Below are 23,224 nucleotides of genomic sequence, written 5' to 3' on the forward strand. Positions count from 1 at the left end.
TATAATTTTTGTCCTGTTTTATAACTGATTCAGCTTTGCTTTAAGCTCTGCTGCATCTGGAAACTCTGTTTGAGTGTAACGATCCAGATTGGTGGAGATATTTTTCCATCCACTAAGAACCATGCTCATATAATGTACCCAATTGACAACACCATCATGCCATATCCCGAAATCCGGAAGGGAAGCCTGGAGATCTAAAAATTCCTTTAGATCTTCATTGTGCAAACGAAGGTCTTCAAGGCAGGCTTCTTTCAGAGACATCTGGTTTTGGTGTTGAATTACTTTTACAATATTGTAATAGATGCTGTCTGTGGCTTCATCTTTTATTACCGATTGTACTTCGTTGAAAAAAGTAACCAAATGGCATGCTAATGCCTGTAGTCGCTGAATCACCGGATGTTCATGTATTTCAGGAGGAAGGACAACACCCGTTTCCACTTCTGTCAGCTGGAGGAAGGGATAGAGGCAGATGGAGTCTTCTCGTAAAGTAATACATTCCGTTACGCTAGGATATATTTTGTTTTTCTTATACTTCAATTCATTTTCTAGTCCATTAAAATACCTGCTGATCATTTGGGTAAAACGGGTAAGTGATTCTTTTGGGATAAACTGCAGCAATTCTTCTCTAAGGGAAGCAAGCATAGCTCCTAAAGGGATTCCTGATTCTTCGGCGGTGATCTCACCGTTTAATATGGCCACTGATTGAGTGTGTACATATCCTATTTCATTGGGATCACTCTCCTCATAAAGATCGTCATTATATAGTGTCCATAACATTAATCTACAGATGGGTTTGAAACGTTCAGGTGACGCAGTTGGAAACCATTGAGCAGCAATATGAGCCGTTTTAGTTTTTTTGTACTTTTTGCGGAGATCAGGATTCTGCGCATAAAGCCATAAGTATTCTCCATCGATCCACTGACTCTCAGTAATCTCTTGCAGTTGTTCTGCATTAGGGTTTTTTAATGTAGGGAACGGGTACTTGAACTGTTTACGAAGTAGCTCAAGTGTATTAAAATTTTCATGGTTCATAACTAATGTGTTTGGTTTGATGTTGAAGTAAATATATATTTTTTTTGGAATAATGTCTTTATTATTTTAAATTTTTCAATTATAAACAATTATTATTTGATATTTGTTTAAATATGTTATATATAACTATTGTGTGAAATACTTTAAAATCCTCTTCAATACAGATTATATTTTTTTTATTTCACTTTTTGATCTCTGGTAAACTGAATAAATTCGCGAAGTAAAAAAGAAGTATATTTTCTCTTTTTTGGATTTATTTCCACTTGTGAAGAACAATTTTTTCTTTTTTTTTTTCCTTTTTCTTTATTTGTAACGTGCTAAATCGTAGAATGTTAGTTTTTTTATATATAAGTATAAGCTTTATGTAGAGTATGTAACGGATAAATGATTTTATACTTTATCATTGAGTAATATTGCATCGGAGGATGTTGGAATACGATAGGAGGTTAAGCGTTTTCTTGAATAGCTACCTGGTAAGGCAGGAGAGTCTTATCTCTGATAAAATTAATTATAGTAGAATATTCTTGTAAATTCTGCTGATTGCGAAGTACCTGAGATAATATTTAATGGCTATGAGGGCTCGAATAATTCTACCTATTTTGGCTATAAATATGAGGATTAACCTCATAGGAACATAGAATTTTGTAATGAAAAGATAATTTGTAAGTCTGGGGAATCTTTGATTCTTTTGAGTCTTAGAAACATTGAAGGCAGTAATCTGTTTACTTTTTTGTATTTTCAAACTTGAAAAAGCTTTTGTAGTCTTTACTGTTTATGCTGATTCCTTTAGAAAGATGAACTAAATCTTTGATATTTTATAATTGCCACGAATAGAATAATTATGTTATTCGTATATTCGTGGTAAAAATATGATAGCTGTTTCCAGCTTCAAAAATCCTGATGAGATCTGCGGAAATATTAAAGACTTTTCTTTGTAGCCACTAGAGAATAAACCATAGGAATTTTATCTTCCAAATGAGCTATCCTGTACTTTTTAGGTTCAACTTCAACCGTGCCATTGAAACAGTTGTAAGGGGAATAATCAAATTCATCAAAACTGTTGATTTCAAGCCCGTTTTTGATCAGGCTATTCATTACTTCACTTAATCCATGATTCCAGGTTACAGTAGATTCGATGATGTCTGCATTTCTGTCTGCATAAGTTCCATTTACAGTTTCTACGATAGCCCCCGAATTAAAATACCTGTATCCTATAGTTTCAAAGTTATCATCAAACATCCAGACTACTGGATGAAATTCAACAAATACAAATTTTCCATTAGGTTTTAAAAAGTGAGAAATAACTTTAGCCCATTTGTCTAGATCTGGCAGCCAGCCAATGGTTCCATAGCTGGTAAAAACAATATCAAACTGTTTATCAAGATGATTAGGAAGATCGTAAACGTCGCTACAGATAAATTGGGCACTTGAATGGGTATCATGTGCCAGTTTTTTTGCGCTTTCAATGGCTTTATCTGATAAATCAATACCTGTAACGTCGGCTCCAAGCCTGCTTAATGAAATAGTGTCCTGTCCAAAATGACATTGTAGATGTAGGATTGATTTTCCCTTTAGATCTCCCAACAGTTCCAATTCAATATCATTTAAGGAACTGTTTCCATTCAAAAATCCTTCTACATCATAAAATTCAGAATGTAAGTGAGTTTCTGTTCTCTTATTCCATGAGTTTTTGTTGATCTCTATATAGTTATTCTCTGGGGGCATTTTGTAATTAGTTTTTGTTAAAAGGTTACTAATTTACATAAAATTTATCATTTACTTTAAATATTAGATTTACCGCAACTTCCATTGTTGATACTCTTTTCTCATACAATGACCACAGGGGCGGTAGCCATTTTGTAAGGCATCTGCTGGATCAGTAAAGAAAACTCTGTTTTCTTTTTTCATTCTTTTTCCTGATTTACAGGTAAGTAATCCATAGATTCTCAATATTTTGTTACCACCCAGAAGAATTTTCTGCTTCCGGATTTTACTTCTTAGCTCAGAAGCAGAAAGTTGTGAATGGAGTATCATATTTTAGTAGGGAGCTGAAGGCTGGAAGAAGGAAACTCTTGCAGCCTGGAGTTTGGATAGAGACATGTTTTAATCAATGAATTTAGGTATTTGTTGTTAGCATGCAGGTTGAAAGCTGGAAGAGGAACTTTTTTTGCAGGTCTGAAGCTTAAATGTCTTTTATTAGTTTACTATTTTTTCCCAGTAGAAGAATAATCATTGCTTTATAGTTAACAGTACCTCCTGCTTCCAGCCTCCAGCCTTTTAACCTATCACTTTTCTGCATCATGGAAAATAATTCCCAAGGCATACCGTTTTCCGGTTTTTACTTCACTTACCCCATGTTTCATATTCACTCTATAATATCCTTTTACTCCTTTTTCAGGTTTAAAATGAGTGGTGAATATTAAAAGGTCTCCTTTCTGAGGTTTTAAAACAATGGCCTTAGACTGGGCTCTTGGAACTTGTTGGGTAAGGACAAATTCACCACCTCTAAAATCCTGTTCAGGTTCGCTCAGCATCAAGACAATCTGAATAGGAAAATAAATATCACCATATAAGTCCTGATGCAAAGTATTGAAGCCGCCTTTACCATATTTCAAAATCAAAGCAGTCGCTTTTTGTTGATTGTTGAAATGACATTGCTGGAGAAAGTTCTCGTGTTCCAATGGAAAAGATGTTTCAATATTTAGGGCTTTAAACCAGGTATTGGCAATAACTGCAAGATGTGGATAGATATGAGTACGCAGGGTTTGAAGTATCTCTGGTAAAGGATAATTGAAGTATTTATACTCACCTAATCCGAAACGATGTCTTGCCATGATAACTGTTTTACGGAAGAATTCCGGTTGATCATAACCTGAGATCAGCTGGTCACATTCATTATCCATTAATAGACTGGGAACAATAGCATAGCCGTTTTGATGCATAGATTCCGTAATGGCTGGCCAGTCCGTATTTTCAATTCTTTGGAGTAGATCTTTCATTGTTTTGTTTTTACAGAACAAAGATCTGAAGTTAAGAACGTATACAAAATCCGAAACGTGCTGTATTTTGGATGATGATCATTATGTAAAGTCTTTCTGGACTAGCTGTATAACTTTAATCTGGATGGTAACTCCGGTCCTGTTTAAAGATACTTTTGCAGTGTTAATTAAAAAATAGACAACAATGAATTACACAATTAAAAAAGCAAGCCTTGAGGATCTTAATGAAACGGCAGAGTTATTTAATCTTTACCGAATTTTTTACAGACAAGAATCTGATCTGGAAAAAGGAAAAGCTTTTCTTAAAGAAAGATTCCTGAACAGTGAATCTGATATTTTCTTAGTCTGGCTTGATGGCAAAGCAGTGGGTTTTGTACAGCTTTATAAATTATTCCATTATACAAAACTACAAAAGCAATGGTTATTGAGCGATTTGTTTGTACATCCTGATTATAGAGGAAAAGGACTTTCTGTGGCATTGATTGACCGCAGCAAACAATGGTGTGAAGAAACAGGAGCTTGCGGACTGATGCTTGAAACCGAAAAAACAAACGACATTGGAAATACATTGTATCCTCGTTGTGGATTTGAATATGATGGACTTCATAATTACTACCATTGGTGGAAATAGATCATAAATGGAATTTGGATGGGATGATAATTCTTTCTGTTATTAGTTATTTATACTTAATAAGGAGTAGTATTATTTCTACAATTACCGACATTTAATTCTACAGCTATTCTTTTACAGCTATAAGGCATAGTCCTATTTTTGTACAGCTCTTATAGATCAAGGGTAGGACAGTTGATTCTATAGAGTTTATGCAAATTATCTCCGCCTTATTTCTACTTTTTCCCCAGGTTTTATGATTAGTACCACAAAACTGCTTTTGGGCGGGGATTTTTTGCTGCAAAAAAAGAGAACTGCAAAACAGTTCTCTTTTTATATACTATTAATGTATTTTAATTATGGAGCTAGCTGAGCGTAAGGAGTAAGTTTATTGTCATCACTCATAGTTGTTCCCAGGAATTCTCTTTTTTGGTCTGCCTTCATTCTTCCCGCAGCATCATTGGCGTTAAAGTAAGCTTCAGTTAGTTTGGTTGCAATGTCCGCAGGTTTAAACTCGAATTTTGTGTCGCCATCTACTCCTAAATAACCATTCTTTCTGGTAAGGTTAGAAATATAGTTGCTATAATTAATGAATGTATTTCTAAGATACTGAGTATGATATTCCATACATTTTTTAGCTTTCTTGGAAGAATTGTTCATAATACAGTTTTTCATATTGTTTCTGTATAAGAACCATTCAGATTCTAAAATGCCATATTCTTTTCCAAGTGCAGTTTTTCCGTTGATCACGATATTATTGTCACCTTCTTTTGTAGCAATGGTCTGAAGATGTTGAATGACCAATGGAACTGTAGCTTCGATTTTTGATTTTGTATCCTTTAGTATGCTAAGGTCAGCAGCAGGAGATTTTTTCTTTTGCGCTGTAGTAACGTTAAAAATGAGCAGTAGTAGTACAATCAGTAAATTATATCTTTTCATGAGAAATTTTTAAGGCACTAAAATAAATATAATTTCCCGGTTTTAACAAATTCATTTTAATTTTATTTAATAAAAATTAACAAGTTTTAAGAATTTCAGCCGGAAATACATTTTTTTCTATTGATTAAGCAGGTGATAATTTCACTCTGTTAAAAAATTAATATATTTGATTTAAATTTATTAAATTGATTATCAACGCATTATATTTATTTTGCTTTTATCACTAAAAAAATAGTTGTTAGAATCAATTTTATTTCTACATTTGTATAACTAATTTCTTAGTGATATAGGGTTGCTTATTCTATATCACCTTAATGATCAATGAAAGATATGAAAAATCAGACTTTAACAAAAGCAGAAGAACAGGTAATGCAGTACGTATGGAAACTGGAAAAAGGATTTCTAAAAGATATTCTTGATCTCTTTCCTGAACCAAAACCGCATACCAATACCGTTTCCACTATTTTAAAAGTATTAAAGGATAAGGAATTCGTAGACTATAATATACACGGAAGACAGCATGAATATTTTCCGTTGGTAACAAAAGAACAGTACTCAGGAAAAACGATGAAAAGCCTTGTGAAGAACTATTTCAAAGGGTCATATAAAAGTGCTGTTTCTTTTTTGGTAGAAAAAAATGAAATGACTGTAGAAGACCTTGAGATGTTGCTTAACGAACTTAAAAACAAAGACTAATAACCATGGAGACTCTGCTTTTGTACTTTGGAAAAGTAATTTTATGTTCAGGTGTAATGTTTCTGTATTATCAGTTGTCTTTAAAAGACAAGACATTTCATCATTACAACAGATTCTATCTTTTGTCTGCCATTTTGATATCGCTGCTGCTGCCCCTGGTCAGAATAGAGGACTTTACCATAGAAGTAAGTAATGAGCTGTATGTGCTTCTTGGTAAGATTCAGAATTTCAACACACAAAAAAATGTAAGCAATGGTAACCTTTATTTTAGCATTATTTTTTCAGCTCTGGGACTGGTTTCTCTCTATTTTTTAGGGACGCTTATCTACGGGATCTTCAAGATTCAGCAGTTTAAGGAACAGTTTCAGAAAGAAAGTTTTGACGGGATCAATTTTTACCGGACAAACCTGACCGAAGCTCCGTTTTCATATTTTAAAAATCTTTTCTGGAAGAATACCATTACCCTGGATTCTGAGATCGGCAGACAGATTTTAAAGCATGAGATGGTACATATTGAACAGAAACATTCCTTCGATAAGATTCTTATTGAAGTAGTGACAGCTGTTTTCTGGTTCAATCCGTTTTTTCATATTATTAAAAAAGAAATTAGTTTAATTCACGAATATCTGGCTGATAAAAAAGCCGTAAAGCATTCGGACACCAAAGCATTTGCGCAGATGCTTTTAGCAAGCCACTTTTCCGGAACCCAGTTGCCTGCTGCCAGTCCGTTTCTAAGTTCAAACCTTAAAAAAAGACTTAAGATGTTACAAAAACCAAAAACCAAATTCGGGTATGCGCGTAGAATCCTTGCGTTGCCGGTTTTATTTACAGTAGCTTTTGCTTATCTGGTAAACGCTAAGAACAGAGAAATTGAAGAAACAAACCTTTCTATTAAAAAAGCAGTTTCAGAAATCAAAAAAGATACAGTAAAACCTGAAAAATCAGAACAAGGAAAAATTACAGGACCTGTAGCTACTTCTCCTGAAGATGAGGCAAAATTGGCCGAACTTCAAAAAAAGATGGAAGAAAAGCAGAAAGAGCTAAGTAAGCTTGATCCTGAAAGCCATGCTTTTGACAAAAAGATGGAAGAAATAGATGATTTAGTTTCTGCTATGACTGAGATTACAGACGAATCTAGCAAACGAGTAGAAGAGTATTTCAACTCTGCAGAATGGAAACAGCAGATGAAGGATCTTGAAAATATGGATCCTCTGGATAAAAAAGAACTTCGCAAAATTAAAAGAGATGCTCAAAAAGCAGCTAAAGAAGCCAGTAAAGCAGCGATAGAAGCTCAGAAAATTGGAAGAGAAGCTGAAAAAGCAGGAAGAGAAGCTGCAAGAATAGGAAAAGCCGCAGCAGAACAAGCCAGAGTTGAAAGTGACAAGGCAAAAATTGAAGCTGGGAAAGCTAAGATAGAAATCGAGAAGGCAAAAATTGAAATTGAGAAGACCAGACAGGAAGCGGAAAATATAGCGGCAAGCCCAAGAGTTGTAACACTAACAGGCTCTCCTAAAGTAATGGTGATGCAGGCAGACTTCATTAAAAAAGATGGAAATGGGAATATTACCATGAATGGAGTGAAGAAGTATGATATGAAAGGTTGGGATAATATCAAATACTTTGTAAACGGAAACGAAGTTTCCAAGGAAGAAGCTCTCGCTATAAAACCTGAGAATATTGCAATGGTCAATATTATTAAGGAAAATGTAGTACGAGGAACTCAGAATGAAATAAGAATTCAGACAAAGAAATAAAGTTCAACCAGGCTTTGACAATATCATATTGTCAAAGCCTTTTTTATCATCCATTATGAAAAATAAAGTTCTATTTTTTATGTTTCTGGGAATTCTGACCAATGCCCAGATCAACAGGTTCTTTTATGAATACAAATTTATTCCTGATATTAATAATAAAGAAGAGGTGAAGAAGGAAATGATGCTGTTGGATATTGATAAAACCGGGTCTAACTATTACAGTCATGATAAGTTTGTGGCAGATTCTACCGGGCGGGCAGATCTTGAAAAACAGCTGAAGTCCGGAAGCGGAAGTATAAGTGTGAATAGAAGAGATAGACCGGGAATGGTTTCTTATAGAGTAACAAAACAATATCCTGATTATACAACTTATCTTTTCAGAAGTATTTCCATGGATAAATACAAAATTAAAGAAGATAAAAAACCGGAATGGAAAATTTTGCCTGAAAAACAAAAAATTGGAGAATATAATGCTCAAAAAGCAACCACAAGTTTTGGCGGAAGAGACTGGACCGCATGGTTTACTACGGATATCCCTATTCAGGATGGTCCTTATGTATTCTATGGACTTCCGGGACTTATTGTAAAACTTGAAGATGCTACAGGTTCTCACAGTATGCAGCTCATAGGCAATAAAAATATACAAGCCCGGGAGAAGCAGGCAGACCTTGAGCTTCCTGGAAATGTAAAAGTATTGGGGCTGGATGGTAAAGATATTGAAGTGACCAAAGATCAGTTTAAAAAAGCATGGAAAGCTTATGTGAATGATCCTACAAAGAATATGAGGGAAATGATGATGAGAAATGGTGGTGAAGCTGGAGGAAAAGTCGCATTTAAAGTAAAAACAGCAGACGGGAAAGAATTCTCAGACCCCAATCAGGTATTCAAAGAAATGGAAAAACGGACAAAAGAGATGCTTCAAAAAGACAACAATCCGATAGAACCGGATCTGGTGAACTAAAATTATTATTTTCTACTGAGCAGAATAACCCAAGGGTTGTTCTGTTTTTTGTTGTTAGGTAATAGGTAATAGGTAATAGGTTGGGCTATACTTATAGAAAATATTTCTATTTTTAACAACTTTAAACTTTAAACCTCTATGACAGAAAAAGAAAAATGTGAAGCTGGACTTTTATATAATGCTAATTATGATGGAGAGCTCATCCGTGAACGTATCGCTTGTAAAGATCTGTGTTTAGAATATAATGGGTTGAAGAATTCTGATACAGAAGAAAGAAGACGGCTGCTTAAAAGAATTCTGGGAAGTACCAAAGAAAACTTATGTATTGAACCTTCTTTTTGGTGTGATTACGGCTATAATATGGAAGTAGGGGAAAACTTTTATTCCAATCATAACCTTGTAGTTTTAGATTGTGCTAAGGTTAAGTTTGGTGATAATGTCTTTATTGGGCCTAACTGTAGTTTTTATACAGCAGGACATCCGCTTGATGTAAAACAACGAAATGAAGGATTGGAATATGCGCATCCGATTACTGTAGGTGATAATGTATGGTTAGGTGGAAATGTAGTAGTGCTTCCTGGCGTGACAATTGGAAATAACAGTGTAATAGGAGCGGGAAGTGTAGTGAATAAAGATATTCCGGAGAATGTCGTTGCTGTAGGAAATCCCTGTAAAGTAGTGAAAACTATCGAAGGAAATGAATAAAATAAAAATCCCGGAACTCGTTCCGGGATATTATATATCTTAAAAAACAGTCAGAAATTAAGATAATTTCTGAGAATCAGCAATAAACTGAGCCAATCCGCTGTCTGTTAATGGGTGCTTTAATAAGCTCAAGATTGGAGGAAGTGGAGATGTAATTACATCAGCTCCAATTTTAGCACAGTCGATAATGTGCATTGAGTGGCGGATAGAAGCTGCCAAGATTTCAGTTTCGAACATATAGTTATCGAAAATTAATCTGATCTCCTGGATAAGGTTTAATCCGTCTGTAGAGATATCATCTAATCTCCCAAGGAATGGAGAAACATAAGTTGCACCTGCCTTAGCTGCCAAAAGAGCTTGCCCCGGAGAGAAGATCAAAGTACAGTTAGTTTTGATTCCTTTGTCAGAAAAATATTTTAATGCTTTGATACCATCCTTGATCATTGGAATTTTTACAACGATATTAGGGTGGATTGCAGCCAATTCGTCTCCTTCTTTAATCATTTCTTCATAAGTTGTAGAAAGTACTTCAGCAGAAATATCTCCGTCTACAAGCTCGCAGATCGTTTTATAATGGTTTTTGATCGCTTCAGCTCCCTGAATACCTTCTTTAGCCATTAATGAAGGGTTGGTCGTTACACCATCTAAGATTCCAAGATCTTTAGCTTCCTTGATTTGCTCTAAATTAGCTGTGTCAATAAAAAATTTCATTTTGTTAAATAGATTTATTACTGCAAAGATAAGTCATTTAATCGAGTTCTGGGATATGATTTTTTCAGACTTGAATTTGAGTGGGAGGGTTGTAGGGTCTACGGAGAGCAATTAGGAAAAGTAAATAAAACACTGAGGAAACAACGTTGAATATATTGACTAAGTATATCTTACATTCTCTTTCTCTGAAAGGGTGGCTTTTTTGCAAAGCAAAAAGAAGGTTAGTTTACCACGAATAATAAGCAATCAATAATAAGTAATAATGGCGGACATAAAAAAATACAGCTAATATAAAATCTAATACTTACTTTTGCTTTAACACTCATATCCAATGAAAAACACCACTTTTACAGCCACGTTGGAAATTATAGGAATCAATCCTTTTGTTTTTATTCCCGAAGAAGTTCTGGAGACTATTTTTGAAGCATCAGCAAAAAATAAAAGTCCAATTCCGGTGAAAGGAACCGTGAATGGAAAGGAATTTCAGCAAAATCTGATGAAATATCTGGGTGAATGGAGACTGTATGTCAATCTAATGATGCTGAAAAATTCCCCCAAGAGAATTGGCGAAACTATTGAAGTGATGCTGGAATACGATCATGCGGACAGAAGTATTTCTATCCATCCTCAATTGGAGCAAGCGATAAAAGACAGCACGTTGGCTGCAAATAATTTTGAAAAACTGATTCCGTCAAGACGCCATGAATTAATTCGTTACATCAATAACCTGAAAACTGAAGCAAGTATTCAGCGTAATATTGAGAAAATTATCAGGCATTTGCATGGAGAAACAGATTTCTTTGGAAAGAAGATTGAGTAAGAAATCAAAACTTTACAGAAGGGATGATAATAAAATGAAAAAGCAAAAACCGGAACATGTTCCGGTTTTTGCTTTTTAGTATTTATGAATTTAAAGTTTTGCTAAGTTTAATAGCGTCCTGATTATTAGGATCATATTTTAGTGATTTTGCAATGTGTTCTTTTGCTTTATTAGGATCACTTTGCTGTTCTGCGAAAGCAATATAAAAGTAGGCATAAGCCAGATTCTTTTTATTTTGTTCCACTTCTTCCGGTTTTACAGCTGCAATATACTTTTCATAGGCAGCTTTTGCATTGGCATCATCTTTGGCAGATTGATAAGCGTAAGCCTGGCTGTAATAAGACGGAGCCCAATCAGGTAATAAAACAGAGATTTTTTTCCAGGTATCAATTGCATTGGTCCAATCTGATGCCTCCTGGTAAGCAGTGGCCAACTTTGCTAAGGCTTCCGTATCTTTTGGGTTAGCTTCAATTTGCTTTTTAAGACCATCTATAGTAGGGTTAGTGGATTGAGTGGCCACAGCAGCTTGGTTAGCTGTAGTGTTGGCACTATCTGTTTGAGTTGTTTGAGCACTTACAAAACCAGCGCTTCCTACAAGAATTAAACCTGCAAATAGGTTTTTGATGTTCATTTTCGGCATTTTCATAATCTTATATTTTATAATTCTTACAACTAAAATTCAAGAATAATTCCATAAAAGCTCAATTTTTAGAGGCTTTAAGTTTTTTTAGAAAATATTAACGGGATTTGCGTTTTTTTTAGTTTAATTTTTGATTCGTTGATGTTTGAACCTATCTTTGTAAGTCTATTTTTATAATCAAAGTAATCAATATATCGCATGAATATCATATTAGCTTCCACATCCACACTGTTTGGTGGAGAATATCTGGAATATTTAAGAGAAGAATTAATTCAGTTATATAGAGGAATTGACGAGATCATTTTTGTCCCTTTTGCAAGGCCGGGAGGTATTTCCCACGAAGATTATACAGCAAAGGCCCGTTCATTTTTTGAAACGATTAATATCAAAGTAAAAGGTCTCCACGAATTTGAAAATAAAATTGAAGCTTTAAATCAGGCAAAAGGATTTTTTACAGGAGGTGGAAACACATTTTTATTGGTGAAAACACTTCATGAGGAAGGGTTGATGTCTGTTTTAAAAGAAAATGTAACTAGTGGGAAACCGTATCTTGGATGCAGTGCAGGAAGCAATATTGGAGGACAAAATATGAAAACAACGAACGATATGCCGATCGTTTATCCACCAAGTTTTGATTGTATGGGATTGGTCCCGTTCAATCTTAACCCACATTACCTTGATCCGAATCCGGACTTAAAACATAACGGAGAAACAAGGGAAACCCGAATCATGGAATTCCTTACCCAAAATGATCTTAAAGTCGTAGGTCTCAGAGAAGGAAACTGGATCAGAAGAATCAATGATAAAATTACCGTAGAGGGGAATGAATTGACCAGAATCTTTGAAAAAGGAAAAGAACCTTACGAAATAGAATCGGGAAGCATATTATAATGAATCAGGAAGACATCAATTGTTTTATCGAACGCAATCTGAAGAATTTTTCAGTGAACAGTACCGGCTGGAATGATCTGATCGGAGAAATGCTGTCTGAGTTTGTTATTGCAGGATGGAATATGGAACATGATGTTTTTGGAAAAGAAAAATTCGGAGGGTTGCGATGCTATATTTATTCTGAAAATGAAGAATTGAATACCCATCTGAGAAAGATCACTAATAAATATTCTCAGCTGTCTCAAAAGGTCTGTGAAATTTGTGGCAATGAAGGGAAACTGAGGATGATTGATTCATGGGAAACTACCTTATGCCTTAACCACTTTGTTGATCAGAAGCCCATCATGGAAATTGATGATAAGCAGAATATTACTTATAAGAAGAAATCTATTCTGAATGTGATGGATATTATAGAAGCTGAAGTGGAATTCGATTTGAAAAAATTGGAACTTTACACAAAAAAGCATAACAATACCGATGAATATTTCTCTTTTTCCTGCTATGAACCGAATTATTACCTGCTTTTGAAGACTATTCCGAAGTACTTATTTCCGGAAGATCTGCAAAGCAGAATTTCAGATCTGTTCCAAAATCTCCAGGACTGCGAGATATGCGGACATATTGCTGTATATCATAAATCCTGTTTACGCTGCCATAATGAGCCTTGGGGTACCAGCGAATACCATGAAGAAGAGTATGAAGGAAAGTCAGAATATATAAAAGAATATCAAATGGATATTTTTATAGATGAGGATGGCTATGAAGAATACTTTAAATATGACCGTTCATTTGAGAAAGTACCTGATCATCAGATTCTTTTCACACCCGATGATCTTGAAGATTATAAAAAGCTTTTATTTTAACTATATTTGATTTAGAATCACTAGTCAACGTTTAGCATAAAACAACAATGCAATGAAAAAAACACTTGCAGTTCTCACACTTTCTGTACAGATGGTTTCGGCCCAGAATATAGCCCAGAAATTAGATAAAGCAACCAAAGACCTTATGGACTCTTCGGGAGCAGTGGCCTCCAGTTTATCATTCTATGTGTCTGATGAAAGTGGCAATTTTATTTACGAATACCAAGGGAGTAAAGGTCTTTCTACAGCCTCTACTCAAAAAATATTTACAGCAGGAGCGGCATTAGAGATACTAGGGAAAAACTATACTTATACCACAACTTCAAGTTATTCCGGAAACATATCCGGCGGCACTCTGAATGGAAATCTTTTCATCAGTTCCAATGGTGATCCAACCTTAGGAAGCTGGAGGTATGAAGCGTATAAACCCGAAAGTTTTAAAAAGAAACTGATGGATGCCATTAAGAATTCCGGAATTACCAAAATTTCAGGTGATCTGATAATTGATGATTCTTATTTTGACCATCAGACCATTCCAGGGGGATGGCCCTGGGATGATCTTGGGAACTATTATGGAGCAGGAGTCTGGGGAATCAACTGGAGAGAAAATCAGTTTGATATCAATATTAATGGGACAGATTTTAAAAGTTTTTCTTATCCTTTGGAAAATGTAAAATGGCTTAATGACCTGAAAGCAGGAGGAAGTTCTGATCAAAGTTTAATTTTTACAGCACCTCATTCTAATGTAGCGTTAATCAATGGAATGCTTCCGGGGGGGAAAACAGTAACTGTTTCCGGTTCTACTCCTAATCCACCTGTACAGCTGGCATCAGAAGTGAAGCAATGGCTGAAAGAATCTGGTATTGAAATTACCGGAAAAGCAGTTACCAATTCACAGCTAGAGTTGGAAGGCAAGCAGGCATTGGAAGCTCCTAAAAATAATATCATCCTAGCATACCAATCTCCAACACTGGATAAAATTGTGTATTGGTTTTTGAGAAAAAGTGTCAATCTGTATGGAGAAACGCTGATTAAAACGTTAGGAAAAGAGAAAAAAGGAAATCCTAGTTTTAAAAGCGGAGTAGCTTATTTAAAGGATTTCTGGAAATCAAAAGGAATCAACACGAATATGATTAATTTCGCTGATGGAAGCGGCCTTTCTCCTCAGAATTATGTTGCAGCAAAAGCTGAAGTACAGGCACTTTTATATGCAAAAAAACAATCCTGGTTTGATGCTTACTATGATGGATTTCCGGTTCAGGAGAATGGAATGAAAATGAAAAGTGGAACGATGAGGGATACCAAGTCTTTTGCAGGCTATCACACCGCAAAAGATGGAAAAAAATATGTGTTTTCAATCATCATCAATAATTATCAGGGAAGTGGAAGTGCAGAGCTGCAGAAGATTCTTACTATTTTAAAATAAATAACCTTGAGGAAATCTATATTAACCAGACTGAATAACTGGATCATTTTTGTGGTCATGACTACTTTGGTAATTTCCATTGTAGTATCTTCTACCATATTGATTAATTTCCTGAGAAAAGAGGAAATTAAAAGGATTAATCTCCTTTCCAAAGCCATCAGAATCCAGCAGGAAGTAAAAAGTCCTGACACGGATGTTCTGGATCTGCTGCCTGAGATTTTGAATATCAATAATACCATTCCGTTCATTGTGACGGATAAGTATAAAAATCCCATTCTTGATCTTGGGTATTATCGAAATATTCCTGAAAGTACCATCAAAAATCCGGAAAAGCTTCATAATCTGATTATGAATATGGAGAAAAACTATAATCCGATTGAAATTAAAGTACCGGATGGAAACAATCAGTTTGTATATTATGATAATTCACGTTTGCTGAATAATCTGCGGTATTCGCCTTATATTTTAGGATTGTTTATCCTCTTGTATTTCGGGTTTACTTTCTGGTTTTTTAAAACCATTAAAAAGACGGATGAAGGTTATCTTTGGGCTGGATTGGCTAAGGAAACTGCCCATCAGATCGGAACTCCGTTATCTTCTATGATTGGCTGGATGGAAATCATGAAGTTGGAAAATCCGGATTCCGATGGGGTAAAAGAGATTGAAAAAGATATAGAAAGGCTAAGAACTATTTCTGAACGTTTCTCAAAAATAGGCTCAGTTCCTGAACTGAATGATATGAATTTCAATGAAACGATCCAGGAGAATTATGATTATTTAAAAACAAGAATTTCAAGAAAAGTTGATTTTACCCTTCACCTCCCTGCTTATAAGGTTTTGGTTCCACACAATAAAATCCTGATGAGCTGGGTAATTGAAAACCTTGTGAAAAATGCGGTGGATGCAATGAAAGGAGAAGGTGTGATTGTGATGTCAGTTTTTGAAAGAAATAAAAACATACTGATTGAAGTAAAAGACAACGGCAGCGGGATGACAAACCAACAGGCCAGGAATGCCTTTAAACCTGGATATTCTACCAAGAAAAGAGGCTGGGGACTAGGATTGTCATTGGCTCAAAGGGTCATTCATGAATATCATAACGGAGATATTAAGATTTCCCAGACAGAAGTTGGAAAAGGGACGACTTTCAGAATTACGATTAAAAAGGGGTAATTGGGAATTCTAAATCATAGGATTAGAACTTTTTTAAGATAGCTGCTAATAAAAAACAAAAGCGAGGATCATTTCCCCGCTTTTATATTTATTTTTTACCTGTAAGCCACTGAGTTTGTAGTTTCAGTTCTTCGGGGCTTGGATCAGCTTTAAATTGAAGTGTTTCCACACTTAATTTATCCAGGATCGCTTTGCCTTTAAGAGTCATTTTTTCTTTTTTGCCAGCATTATCTCTTAAAATAGTTACCGTAACTTCCTGTCCATCCTTGATCGTTCTGGTATACCCGATAAAGTCCTGGATTTTTTGAATATCAATGGTCTTTCCATCTAATGCAAGCACCTGATCGGTAATTTTAAATCCTATACTTTTGGCAAATGGAGATAAAGTAGAATTTTCATCGAAAGCAAGGGCTTTATTTTTATCATCATATCCTGTCTGATTCGGATCTTTAATAAGCCAGAAGATAGGAGCGGTTTCCTGTTTGTGAACATCTACACCTACCATTTTCAGATATTCTGCATAAGGTGTAGGCTGGTTTCCGGCAATATATTTATTATAAAAATCCTTTATCTGAGGATATCCTGTTACGGTTACCAGCTCATCAATCAGCTTATCATCCTTGAATGGTTTGTTTTCCCCGAATCTTTGAGACAGTTTTCTGATCATATCACGGTAACCCATTTCTCCATTGGACAATTTTCTCAATTCAATATCCATGCACATGGCTAAAAGAGCTCCTTTTTCATATACATTTCTGTATTGATCTTTGTAGGCATCCTGCAGTACATTTTTACTCATTACCGTAAACGGCATGGTATCATTGTAATTCTTGGAGTTGGTAATCTTTTCTCCGATTCTTTTAAGAAACTCATCCTTGTTGATAAGCCCTTCCTGAATCTGAAATAAATTGGCAAAATATTCAGTTCCGCCTTCATACATCCATAGATGCTGAGACATTTTCGGATCCGCATAATTAAAATAATGGATTTCTTCAGAATGGGTCTTCAAAGGATTCACCGTATGGAAGAATTCATGGGAAACCACATCTGTAATCGTTTGGTCAATAGCGTCCTTAGGCATGGCTTCAGGAAGTACTACACTGGTAGATTCATGGTGCTCTAATGCTCCAAAACCTTTTACCATAGGACCATCACCACCAGATAGATACAGCATAATGGCATACTTCTTATTGGTGTTCATATCCCCTAGGAATTTCTTTTGGGCCACCACCATTTTTTCAAGATTATCCTTGAAATCTGCTGCCTTGTATTTTCCGGTAGGAGAGTAAACTCCCAACACAAGATCCATTCCTCCTGCATTGAAGGTAATATAATCCGGTTTGGTGTACATAAGCGGAGAATCTGTCACCTTTGCATAATTGGCAAGAGTATAGGTGTCTGTAGATTCGGATTTATCCTGATCTACCAATGCTGTGGTTCCGTAGAAATCAGTCGGTTTTTGAATGACAAGTTGATAAGGGACATCCTGCATATTTTCAATGTATCCAATAAAGCCATGGGTATTGATCATATAAACTTTCCCTGCCTCAATATCAGTTCCTGAAGGAGAAAATACGGCTTTATGTTTTGAAGTGTCCATTTCCTCATCAAAACTATCATTCACAAGATAGGAGATTTTACTGAGATTTTGAGCGTTTTTTAATGAATAGCTATTGTCATTAACCTTTGTGAAGGCGAGTTCTTTTCCTTTATTGTCATAAAACTTGATGCCCTCCACAAATCTTCCGTAATCATCCACAGAATAAGTTCCCGGAACTGTTTTCGGAAAATGGAATTTGATATCTCCCGATTTCATTTTTGGAAATTCCATGGTAACGGCTACTTTATCATCTTTTACATTAACGAGGTCAATGGTAGTTTTTATAGATTGGGCATTCGCTAAAAAAGCGGCAAAAAGGCCTAAGCTAAGTGCTGTTTTTCTCATTAGGTTTAAATTTATAGTTAAATAGTTGTTTATTTTCCCATTTTGTTACTGGATCAAGTATTAAACTTTTCTTAAAAATTTTAAATAATAATAAAAAAAGCAAACTTGCGGATGTACAAATTTGCTTTTTTTGCTTACTGAACGCTCAGATAATTAATATAATAATTATTGTTTAATTCCACCGGAGTGCTCTTCTTTAGCTTGACTGTCTGCCATTCTTCAGTGGGGTTAATTGTTTGGTCCCCGTTGATTATGATCGGAAGTTTCAGGCCTTTCACGACATTCGTATATCTGAATTTCAAACTGTCTCCCTTTTGATTATATTCAAGAGTAGGAATCTTAATGGTTCTGAGATACTGATCAAATACAGTAGAGAAGTCAATACCTGCTTTTGATGATATATAATCTTCAATCTGTTTTGTAGTAACCGTCTGGTGGTAGAATTCTTTACCTAATCCTCTTAAAATCTGTCTGAATTTTTCATCATTATTAATGACTTGTCTTATGGTATGAATCATATTGGCCCCTTTAGGGTACATATCACCACTGCCTTCATTTCTTACGCCATACTGTCCAATAATAGGAACGTCATTCTCGATCTTTCTTCTAAGGCCTATCATGTAAAGGTCAGCAGATTTTTTATCGAGATAATTTTCTGTAAAAAGAACTTCAGAATACATGGTGAAACTTTCATGGATCCACATATCTGCTTCATCCTTTGCGGTAATATTATTGGCAAACCATTCGTGCCCGCTTTCGTGAATGATGATATAATCCCATTTTAAACCAATCCCTGTTCCTGAAAGGTCTTTTCCACGGTAACCATTTTGATAATCATTTCCATAGGCTACGTTACTTTGGTGTTCCATTCCCAAATAAGGGGAATCTACCAATTTGTACGAGTCTTCATAGAAAGGATAAGGACCAAACCAGTGTTCAAATGCAGAAAGCATTGGCTTTACCTGCTCAAACTGCTTTTTTGCTTTTTCTAAATTATAGTCAAGTACCCAGTAATCCAGATCCAATTTCCCTTTTTCACCATCATAAGTATCTTTAAAATTGACATATTTACCAATGTTTGGGATGATAGAGTAGTCATTGATAGGATTTTTTACTTCCCAGGTATATGTAGTCTTATTTCCGGTGGTCTTTTTATCGATTAACCTTCCGTTTCCTACCCCTACAAGATCGTTGGGAGTAATAATTTTCATAATGATTCCGTTGTCTGGTTCATCACTCCAGATATCTTTAGTCGGAAGCCAGATAGAAGACCCTATTCCCTGAACTGCCGGACTCATCCATGGGTTTCCGTTTTTATCTTTGGTGAAAACCCATCCGCCTTCCCAGGGAGCGTTCTTTGCAATCTGAGGATTTCCGGAATAGTCAACATCAATGGTATATTTTTCACCTTTTTTGAATTTTTTCTTGGTGGTGATGAATATGAAATCTCCATCCTGTTTAGAACTCGCAATAGGAAAACTTGCAGTAATTTTCCCGGCTTTCATCGGTTGTTGAAGATCAATCTGGAAGATAGGATTGGTAACATCTTTTATGATTTCCAGGCTTATTTTATTGGTTCCTTTAACGCTTTTCTGTTCAAAATCAGGTTCTACAGAGAAATCATATTTTTTAACATCCCAAAAATCTCTGAATGGAGTATTGGAACCCTTTAATGTATCTTGTTTAGTATACACTTTATCTCTTTCAAAGAATTGCCCAAAAGCAAGTCCCGAAACCAGTAAAAGCGTGTATGACAGTTTTTTCATGTAAAATTAAATTAATAATCTTTTCAAAAGTATAAAATTAAATTAACAGCGGGATGATGATGGTATGAAAATACTGACGAAATTATCCTGAACTGTATAAAAAAGCCCGGCATTGGCCGGGCTGTAATATAAATGTGGAACGTTTTATTTTTTAACGAATTTCAGATTTGAAGTAGTTCCCTTATCTTCAATTGAAATAATGTAAGCTCCAGTGCTCAGTCTTGAAACGGAGATCTTATTATCTGAGATCTGGCCGCTCATTACTTTCTGACCTACCATATTCGTAATGCTAAATGTAGCTTTAGAAGAAATCTGAGTTACATTCAATACATCAGTTACCGGGTTAGGATAGATCTGGATAGAAGCTTTGTCTTTTACTACATCATTTGTAGAAAGCTGTGCCTGAATATTTACAGGGTAATCTTCAAATTCACCATACTGAACATTGCTACATGCACTGCTTGGCGCTTGAGCATATGAATAGGCAACTCTCATCATTACATTTCCTCCAGTATAAGCATCTGCTGGTACTGGGAATGTTCCGGATGCAAGAGGAAGTGAATTAGCTTCACTAGAATAGATCATTTCAGTAGAAGAGAAGAACCCATCTCTGTTGAAATCTATCCATGCCGTTACTCCACTATAATATTGACTAGCTGTAGGCCATGATTTAGTGATGCTGATTGAGTTTCCAGCAGTTCCTGCTTTAAGGGTAATCAACTTGGTAGGATCTGCCGTGTAATCAGTATATATAGACGCAGCAGAAGTATTTGAAACAGGGTTCATTCCTGCACCGGTTACTGTAACATTGGAGATGAATCCAGCAAGGTTAAAGTTTCCACCTGCTCCATTATTTCCAGCTACTGTAGGAGTACACTTAGTAAGAGAAGCTGTTGTAAATGGTGAAGATGCTGAGAAGTCTCCAGGTACTACACCACATTTAGTCGCTATTTGTACTTCATATTGAGTGGCCTCAGTCAGGTTAGATATATTATAAGAGTTTGTAGTTACAGGAACTGTAGTCCATGTTGCTGTTCCTGTTGGTCTGTATTGTAAAGAGTATGTAGCATCTTGTAATGCATTCCATTTTACACTTGCAGAGTTTCTTGTAATCCCTGTTACTGTAATTCCTGTTGGAGCTGCTGTACTACAAGCTGCTGAAGCATCAGCAACTGTAGCAGTACCTAGAGCATAAAATATATGATCAATAGCACTTACTCTGATCTTTACAGAAGTTCCGGTTGCTAATGAATTAAATGCAAAAGGCTCAGCTCCGTCATTTGGAGTGGAAGGAGTAATAACATTCCATGTAGCACCATTGTCAGTAGTATAATCTATTTTAACATTCTGTACGTTGTATGGTGCATTATTGGTATTCACTACATCCCAAGTGATCGCTGCCGGAGTATTTTTATAAACTGTAGTTGAAGTTACTCTAAAAGGGCCTTCGTTTCCTACATCTACTTTCATCAGGCTGCTTTGTGTCTGTTGCTGATCGAAATTAGGATTATTATCTCTTGCTGTTACTTTGAAATTTAAGGTTCTTGGTACATTGGATACCGTTTCCCAAGATGTGCTGCTTGGAGTATTGTTAAGAACATTTGATAACTTAGGGAAATAACGTGTAGGGGAAGAAGTAGGCATGATTGATCTGAAATTAGCCCCGTTATTTCTAGAAGCATTTACAGGTCCAAATGCACTTGCTGTAAGATCATACTGTTCCCATGTATAGGTTATAGGATCGTTTTGTGCATCTGTTGCAGAAGCAGTTAAAAGAAAAGGTGTCCCTTTTGGAATCATTCTGCTCGCCATTGGCTGTATTACAGGTGGTGTATTGGCAACAGGAGTAATGGTACCACAAGTTACAAAATTAGTATATTCAGCAACCTCTTCAATATTCTTCGTGTGGAAATAAGCATCAGAATTCATTTGAACATTATAGTTCGTGATCCCTGCATATCCCATAATGGTAGAACCTGAACCTGGTTCCATATGAGCTCCGTGAAGAGCAATAGACATGGTGTGAGCTGCCCCAAACTGGTGTCCTATTTCATGAGCAACAAAGTCAATATCATAAGTATCTCCAAAAGGCTGATCTATGATGTTAGGAGAAGTAATCCCTGCTCCTTTTGATGTGTCATCATCATTGTCTTCGGGGTTTCTGCAGACATTACCTACATCACCGGCGCTACCACCACCACCTCTGTGGCCAAAGAAGTGTCCAATGTCATAGGCATCATTTCCTATACCTACCGTATTGCTAAGAGTCTGCTGAACCTGTAAATTCCATGCTCCAGGAGCACTGTATGAAACTGGGTTTGTATTATTTACTATAACATCAGAATAAGGGTCTGTAGCAGGATCTGTAAATATTACCTGAGGGAAATCCTGAACAATCATGTGAATTCCAAAATCTTTCTCAAATACTCCATTTACTCTGTGCATTGTAGCATTGATACGTGCTGCTGCCTGAGGAACACCTCCGGCAAGTTGAGTATATTCACCGTTTACAGAGATTGCAATTCTGTAGGTTCTATATTTTTGTTCGTTATTTTTATTAGGATTTTTGAAACCGTTCAGCACATTTTTTGTACTTGCCAGTTTATTCATTTGCTTTTTTAAAGCTTCAGGCTCAGAAACTTTACATTCAAAAGGATCTTCACTGGATCTGTCTGACTTATAGAATACTCCATAGATATCCTTTTCTTTGTTCATAGGCTCTATGAATTCATATTTCCCTGTGTTAGAATCAAACAACATCGATTGGAAATCATTAGGAGCTGTAGTAAATCTGATCTGCTTATTGGGATTGTCTATTCCTACTCCGGAATAAGCTCCCAATTCATATCTCTCTGCCATTGTTTTAGCAACTGTTGGAGAGCTGTAAACAGAAAATTTTTCGATTTTTCCATTCGCCATAGGTAAGGAAACAACTATTGGGGCTCCTCCCGTTCCTGCCTCCGGAGCATTTTTTAAAGTTTCTCTTAAGGAAGCAAGATCAAATTTATAAGCATATTCAATTTTGACTTCTTTCCTTATAGGAGTCACTTTTTCAGACACTGGCATCCAGCGTTGTGCCTGTAAACCTGTCAAGCTTAAAGCTAGAGTGCAAACAAGAATAATTTTCTTTTTCATATAACTTTTTAGTAAATTTAATTAACGGGTGTAAATTTAATAAATGTTTTGGTTTATTTGGGATATTGTGTTAAATAAAATTAATTTTATTTGTTTATAATTGAATTTAAGGTGGTTTTATGTTATTGTTGAATATGGTTTTATCTTATGTTTTAGTG

Annotated in this window: 20 protein-coding genes; 10 read left to right on the forward strand and 10 right to left on the reverse strand. The window is 35.6% G+C overall.

Annotation, left to right across the window (positions count from 1 at the left end; all coding sequences use genetic code 11):
- Positions 1 to 18: 18 nt before the first annotated feature.
- The 4 genes from AC3HD6_RS08610 to AC3HD6_RS08625 all read right to left on the reverse strand — a co-directional run bounded on the left by AC3HD6_RS08610 (position 19) and on the right by AC3HD6_RS08625 (position 4,031).
- Positions 19 to 1,032, reverse strand: a complete 1,014-nt coding sequence (locus AC3HD6_RS08610; RefSeq protein WP_488895965.1) for a terpene synthase family protein — start codon at positions 1,030 to 1,032, stop codon at positions 19 to 21.
- Positions 1,033 to 1,950: 918 nt separating this feature from the next.
- A complete protein-coding gene (locus AC3HD6_RS08615; RefSeq protein ID WP_488895966.1) occupies positions 1,951 to 2,757 on the reverse strand; it encodes a class I SAM-dependent methyltransferase in 807 nt (268 codons plus the stop codon).
- A gap of 69 nt (positions 2,758 to 2,826) precedes the next feature.
- On the reverse strand, positions 2,827 to 3,066 hold the full coding sequence (locus AC3HD6_RS08620) for an Ada metal-binding domain-containing protein (RefSeq protein ID WP_488895967.1): 240 nt from the start codon (positions 3,064 to 3,066) through the stop codon (positions 2,827 to 2,829).
- A 251-nt stretch (positions 3,067 to 3,317) separates the two neighbouring features.
- Positions 3,318 to 4,031, reverse strand: a complete 714-nt coding sequence (locus AC3HD6_RS08625; protein ID WP_488895968.1) for a 2OG-Fe(II) oxygenase — start codon at positions 4,029 to 4,031, stop codon at positions 3,318 to 3,320.
- Positions 4,032 to 4,215: 184 nt separating this feature from the next.
- Between AC3HD6_RS08625 and AC3HD6_RS08630 the strand changes: the two genes are divergently transcribed.
- Positions 4,216 to 4,662, forward strand: coding sequence for a GNAT family N-acetyltransferase (locus AC3HD6_RS08630; RefSeq protein ID WP_488895969.1), 447 nt, complete (start codon positions 4,216 to 4,218; stop codon positions 4,660 to 4,662).
- Between the two features lie 336 nt (positions 4,663 to 4,998).
- On the opposite strand, the gene AC3HD6_RS08635 is transcribed toward AC3HD6_RS08630, so the two are convergent.
- Positions 4,999 to 5,580: a hypothetical protein gene (locus AC3HD6_RS08635; RefSeq protein ID WP_488895970.1), complete on the reverse strand. Its 582-nt coding sequence runs from the start codon at positions 5,578 to 5,580 to the stop codon at positions 4,999 to 5,001.
- A gap of 330 nt (positions 5,581 to 5,910) precedes the next feature.
- Here AC3HD6_RS08635 and AC3HD6_RS08640 point away from each other — a divergent pair, with 330 nt between their 5' ends.
- From AC3HD6_RS08640 to AC3HD6_RS08655, 4 genes are all read left to right on the forward strand, one after another.
- Entirely contained in the window at positions 5,911 to 6,276 is a 366-nt protein-coding gene (locus AC3HD6_RS08640; protein WP_347216444.1) for a BlaI/MecI/CopY family transcriptional regulator, read from the forward strand.
- Between the two features lie 5 nt (positions 6,277 to 6,281).
- On the forward strand, positions 6,282 to 8,030 hold the full coding sequence (locus AC3HD6_RS08645) for a M56 family metallopeptidase (protein ID WP_488895971.1): 1,749 nt from the start codon (positions 6,282 to 6,284) through the stop codon (positions 8,028 to 8,030).
- 55 nt (positions 8,031 to 8,085) lie between these two features.
- Positions 8,086 to 8,991, forward strand: a complete 906-nt coding sequence (locus tag AC3HD6_RS08650) for a GLPGLI family protein (RefSeq protein WP_488895972.1) — start codon at positions 8,086 to 8,088, stop codon at positions 8,989 to 8,991.
- A gap of 138 nt (positions 8,992 to 9,129) precedes the next feature.
- Positions 9,130 to 9,696, forward strand: coding sequence for a sugar O-acetyltransferase (locus tag AC3HD6_RS08655; RefSeq protein ID WP_488895973.1), 567 nt, complete (start codon positions 9,130 to 9,132; stop codon positions 9,694 to 9,696).
- A 57-nt stretch (positions 9,697 to 9,753) separates the two neighbouring features.
- Here the strand turns inward: AC3HD6_RS08655 and fsa are convergent, their stop codons facing one another.
- Positions 9,754 to 10,407 (reverse strand): fructose-6-phosphate aldolase, encoded by a 654-nt coding sequence (gene fsa / locus AC3HD6_RS08660; protein ID WP_066700362.1) that lies wholly within the window; start codon positions 10,405 to 10,407, stop codon positions 9,754 to 9,756.
- Positions 10,408 to 10,738: 331 nt separating this feature from the next.
- Here fsa and AC3HD6_RS08665 point away from each other — a divergent pair, with 331 nt between their 5' ends.
- Positions 10,739 to 11,227 carry a YdeI/OmpD-associated family protein gene (locus tag AC3HD6_RS08665; protein ID WP_488895974.1) on the forward strand — a complete coding sequence of 163 codons (489 nt, stop codon included), beginning with the start codon at positions 10,739 to 10,741 and terminating at the stop codon, positions 11,225 to 11,227.
- A gap of 82 nt (positions 11,228 to 11,309) precedes the next feature.
- Here AC3HD6_RS08665 and AC3HD6_RS08670 read toward each other — a convergent pair whose 3' ends face one another.
- Positions 11,310 to 11,873 carry a tetratricopeptide repeat protein gene (locus AC3HD6_RS08670; RefSeq protein WP_488895975.1) on the reverse strand — a complete coding sequence of 188 codons (564 nt, stop codon included), beginning with the start codon at positions 11,871 to 11,873 and terminating at the stop codon, positions 11,310 to 11,312.
- A gap of 192 nt (positions 11,874 to 12,065) precedes the next feature.
- On the opposite strand from AC3HD6_RS08670, the gene pepE reads away from it, so the two are divergent.
- Genes pepE through AC3HD6_RS08690 form a run of 4 tightly spaced genes read left to right on the forward strand, consistent with a single transcriptional unit; the run spans position 12,066 to position 16,220 of the window.
- Complete coding sequence (gene pepE, locus AC3HD6_RS08675) at positions 12,066 to 12,758, forward strand: dipeptidase PepE (protein WP_488895976.1); 693 nt, start codon at positions 12,066 to 12,068, stop codon at positions 12,756 to 12,758.
- Complete coding sequence (locus tag AC3HD6_RS08680) at positions 12,758 to 13,621, forward strand: hypothetical protein (protein WP_488895977.1); 864 nt, start codon at positions 12,758 to 12,760, stop codon at positions 13,619 to 13,621. The genes pepE and AC3HD6_RS08680 overlap by 1 nt, the downstream gene beginning before the upstream one ends.
- Positions 13,622 to 13,673: 52 nt before the next feature.
- Positions 13,674 to 15,047: a D-alanyl-D-alanine carboxypeptidase/D-alanyl-D-alanine endopeptidase gene (dacB, locus tag AC3HD6_RS08685; protein WP_488895978.1), complete on the forward strand. Its 1,374-nt coding sequence runs from the start codon at positions 13,674 to 13,676 to the stop codon at positions 15,045 to 15,047.
- Between the two features lie 6 nt (positions 15,048 to 15,053).
- Positions 15,054 to 16,220, forward strand: coding sequence for a sensor histidine kinase (locus AC3HD6_RS08690; protein WP_488895979.1), 1,167 nt, complete (start codon positions 15,054 to 15,056; stop codon positions 16,218 to 16,220).
- Between the two features lie 88 nt (positions 16,221 to 16,308).
- Here AC3HD6_RS08690 and AC3HD6_RS08695 read toward each other — a convergent pair whose 3' ends face one another.
- The 3 genes from AC3HD6_RS08695 to AC3HD6_RS08705 all read right to left on the reverse strand — a co-directional run bounded on the left by AC3HD6_RS08695 (position 16,309) and on the right by AC3HD6_RS08705 (position 23,066).
- Complete coding sequence (locus tag AC3HD6_RS08695) at positions 16,309 to 18,165, reverse strand: M61 family metallopeptidase (protein WP_488895980.1); 1,857 nt, start codon at positions 18,163 to 18,165, stop codon at positions 16,309 to 16,311.
- A gap of 134 nt (positions 18,166 to 18,299) precedes the next feature.
- Complete coding sequence (locus tag AC3HD6_RS08700; RefSeq protein WP_488895981.1) at positions 18,300 to 19,931, reverse strand: M1 family metallopeptidase; 1,632 nt, start codon at positions 19,929 to 19,931, stop codon at positions 18,300 to 18,302.
- Between the two features lie 144 nt (positions 19,932 to 20,075).
- On the reverse strand, positions 20,076 to 23,066 hold the full coding sequence (locus AC3HD6_RS08705; protein ID WP_488895982.1) for a reprolysin-like metallopeptidase: 2,991 nt from the start codon (positions 23,064 to 23,066) through the stop codon (positions 20,076 to 20,078).
- Between the last annotated feature and the right edge of the window lie 158 nt (positions 23,067 to 23,224).

It is taken from the genome of Chryseobacterium sp. II3a (assembly GCF_057815135.1).

Bases quoted from the DNA above. Each gene is read 5' to 3' on its own strand.
- AC3HD6_RS08610 (WP_488895965.1), bottom strand. From the start codon at position 1,032: ATGAACCATGAAAATTTTAATACACTTGAGCTACTTCGTAAACAGTTC.
- AC3HD6_RS08615 (WP_488895966.1), bottom strand. From the start codon at position 2,757: ATGCCCCCAGAGAATAACTATATAGAGATCAACAAAAACTCATGGAAT.
- AC3HD6_RS08620 (WP_488895967.1), bottom strand. From the start codon at position 3,066: ATGATACTCCATTCACAACTTTCTGCTTCTGAGCTAAGAAGTAAAATC.
- AC3HD6_RS08625 (WP_488895968.1), bottom strand. From the start codon at position 4,031: ATGAAAGATCTACTCCAAAGAATTGAAAATACGGACTGGCCAGCCATT.
- AC3HD6_RS08630 (WP_488895969.1), top strand. From the start codon at position 4,216: ATGAATTACACAATTAAAAAAGCAAGCCTTGAGGATCTTAATGAAACG.
- AC3HD6_RS08635 (WP_488895970.1), bottom strand. From the start codon at position 5,580: ATGAAAAGATATAATTTACTGATTGTACTACTACTGCTCATTTTTAAC.
- AC3HD6_RS08640 (WP_347216444.1), top strand. From the start codon at position 5,911: ATGAAAAATCAGACTTTAACAAAAGCAGAAGAACAGGTAATGCAGTAC.
- AC3HD6_RS08645 (WP_488895971.1), top strand. From the start codon at position 6,282: ATGGAGACTCTGCTTTTGTACTTTGGAAAAGTAATTTTATGTTCAGGT.
- AC3HD6_RS08650 (WP_488895972.1), top strand. From the start codon at position 8,086: ATGAAAAATAAAGTTCTATTTTTTATGTTTCTGGGAATTCTGACCAAT.
- AC3HD6_RS08655 (WP_488895973.1), top strand. From the start codon at position 9,130: ATGACAGAAAAAGAAAAATGTGAAGCTGGACTTTTATATAATGCTAAT.
- fsa (WP_066700362.1), bottom strand. From the start codon at position 10,407: ATGAAATTTTTTATTGACACAGCTAATTTAGAGCAAATCAAGGAAGCT.
- AC3HD6_RS08665 (WP_488895974.1), top strand. From the start codon at position 10,739: ATGAAAAACACCACTTTTACAGCCACGTTGGAAATTATAGGAATCAAT.
- AC3HD6_RS08670 (WP_488895975.1), bottom strand. From the start codon at position 11,873: ATGAAAATGCCGAAAATGAACATCAAAAACCTATTTGCAGGTTTAATT.
- pepE (WP_488895976.1), top strand. From the start codon at position 12,066: ATGAATATCATATTAGCTTCCACATCCACACTGTTTGGTGGAGAATAT.
- AC3HD6_RS08680 (WP_488895977.1), top strand. From the start codon at position 12,758: ATGAATCAGGAAGACATCAATTGTTTTATCGAACGCAATCTGAAGAAT.
- dacB (WP_488895978.1), top strand. From the start codon at position 13,674: ATGAAAAAAACACTTGCAGTTCTCACACTTTCTGTACAGATGGTTTCG.
- AC3HD6_RS08695 (WP_488895980.1), bottom strand. From the start codon at position 18,165: ATGAGAAAAACAGCACTTAGCTTAGGCCTTTTTGCCGCTTTTTTAGCG.
- AC3HD6_RS08700 (WP_488895981.1), bottom strand. From the start codon at position 19,931: ATGAAAAAACTGTCATACACGCTTTTACTGGTTTCGGGACTTGCTTTT.
- AC3HD6_RS08705 (WP_488895982.1), bottom strand. From the start codon at position 23,066: ATGAAAAAGAAAATTATTCTTGTTTGCACTCTAGCTTTAAGCTTGACA.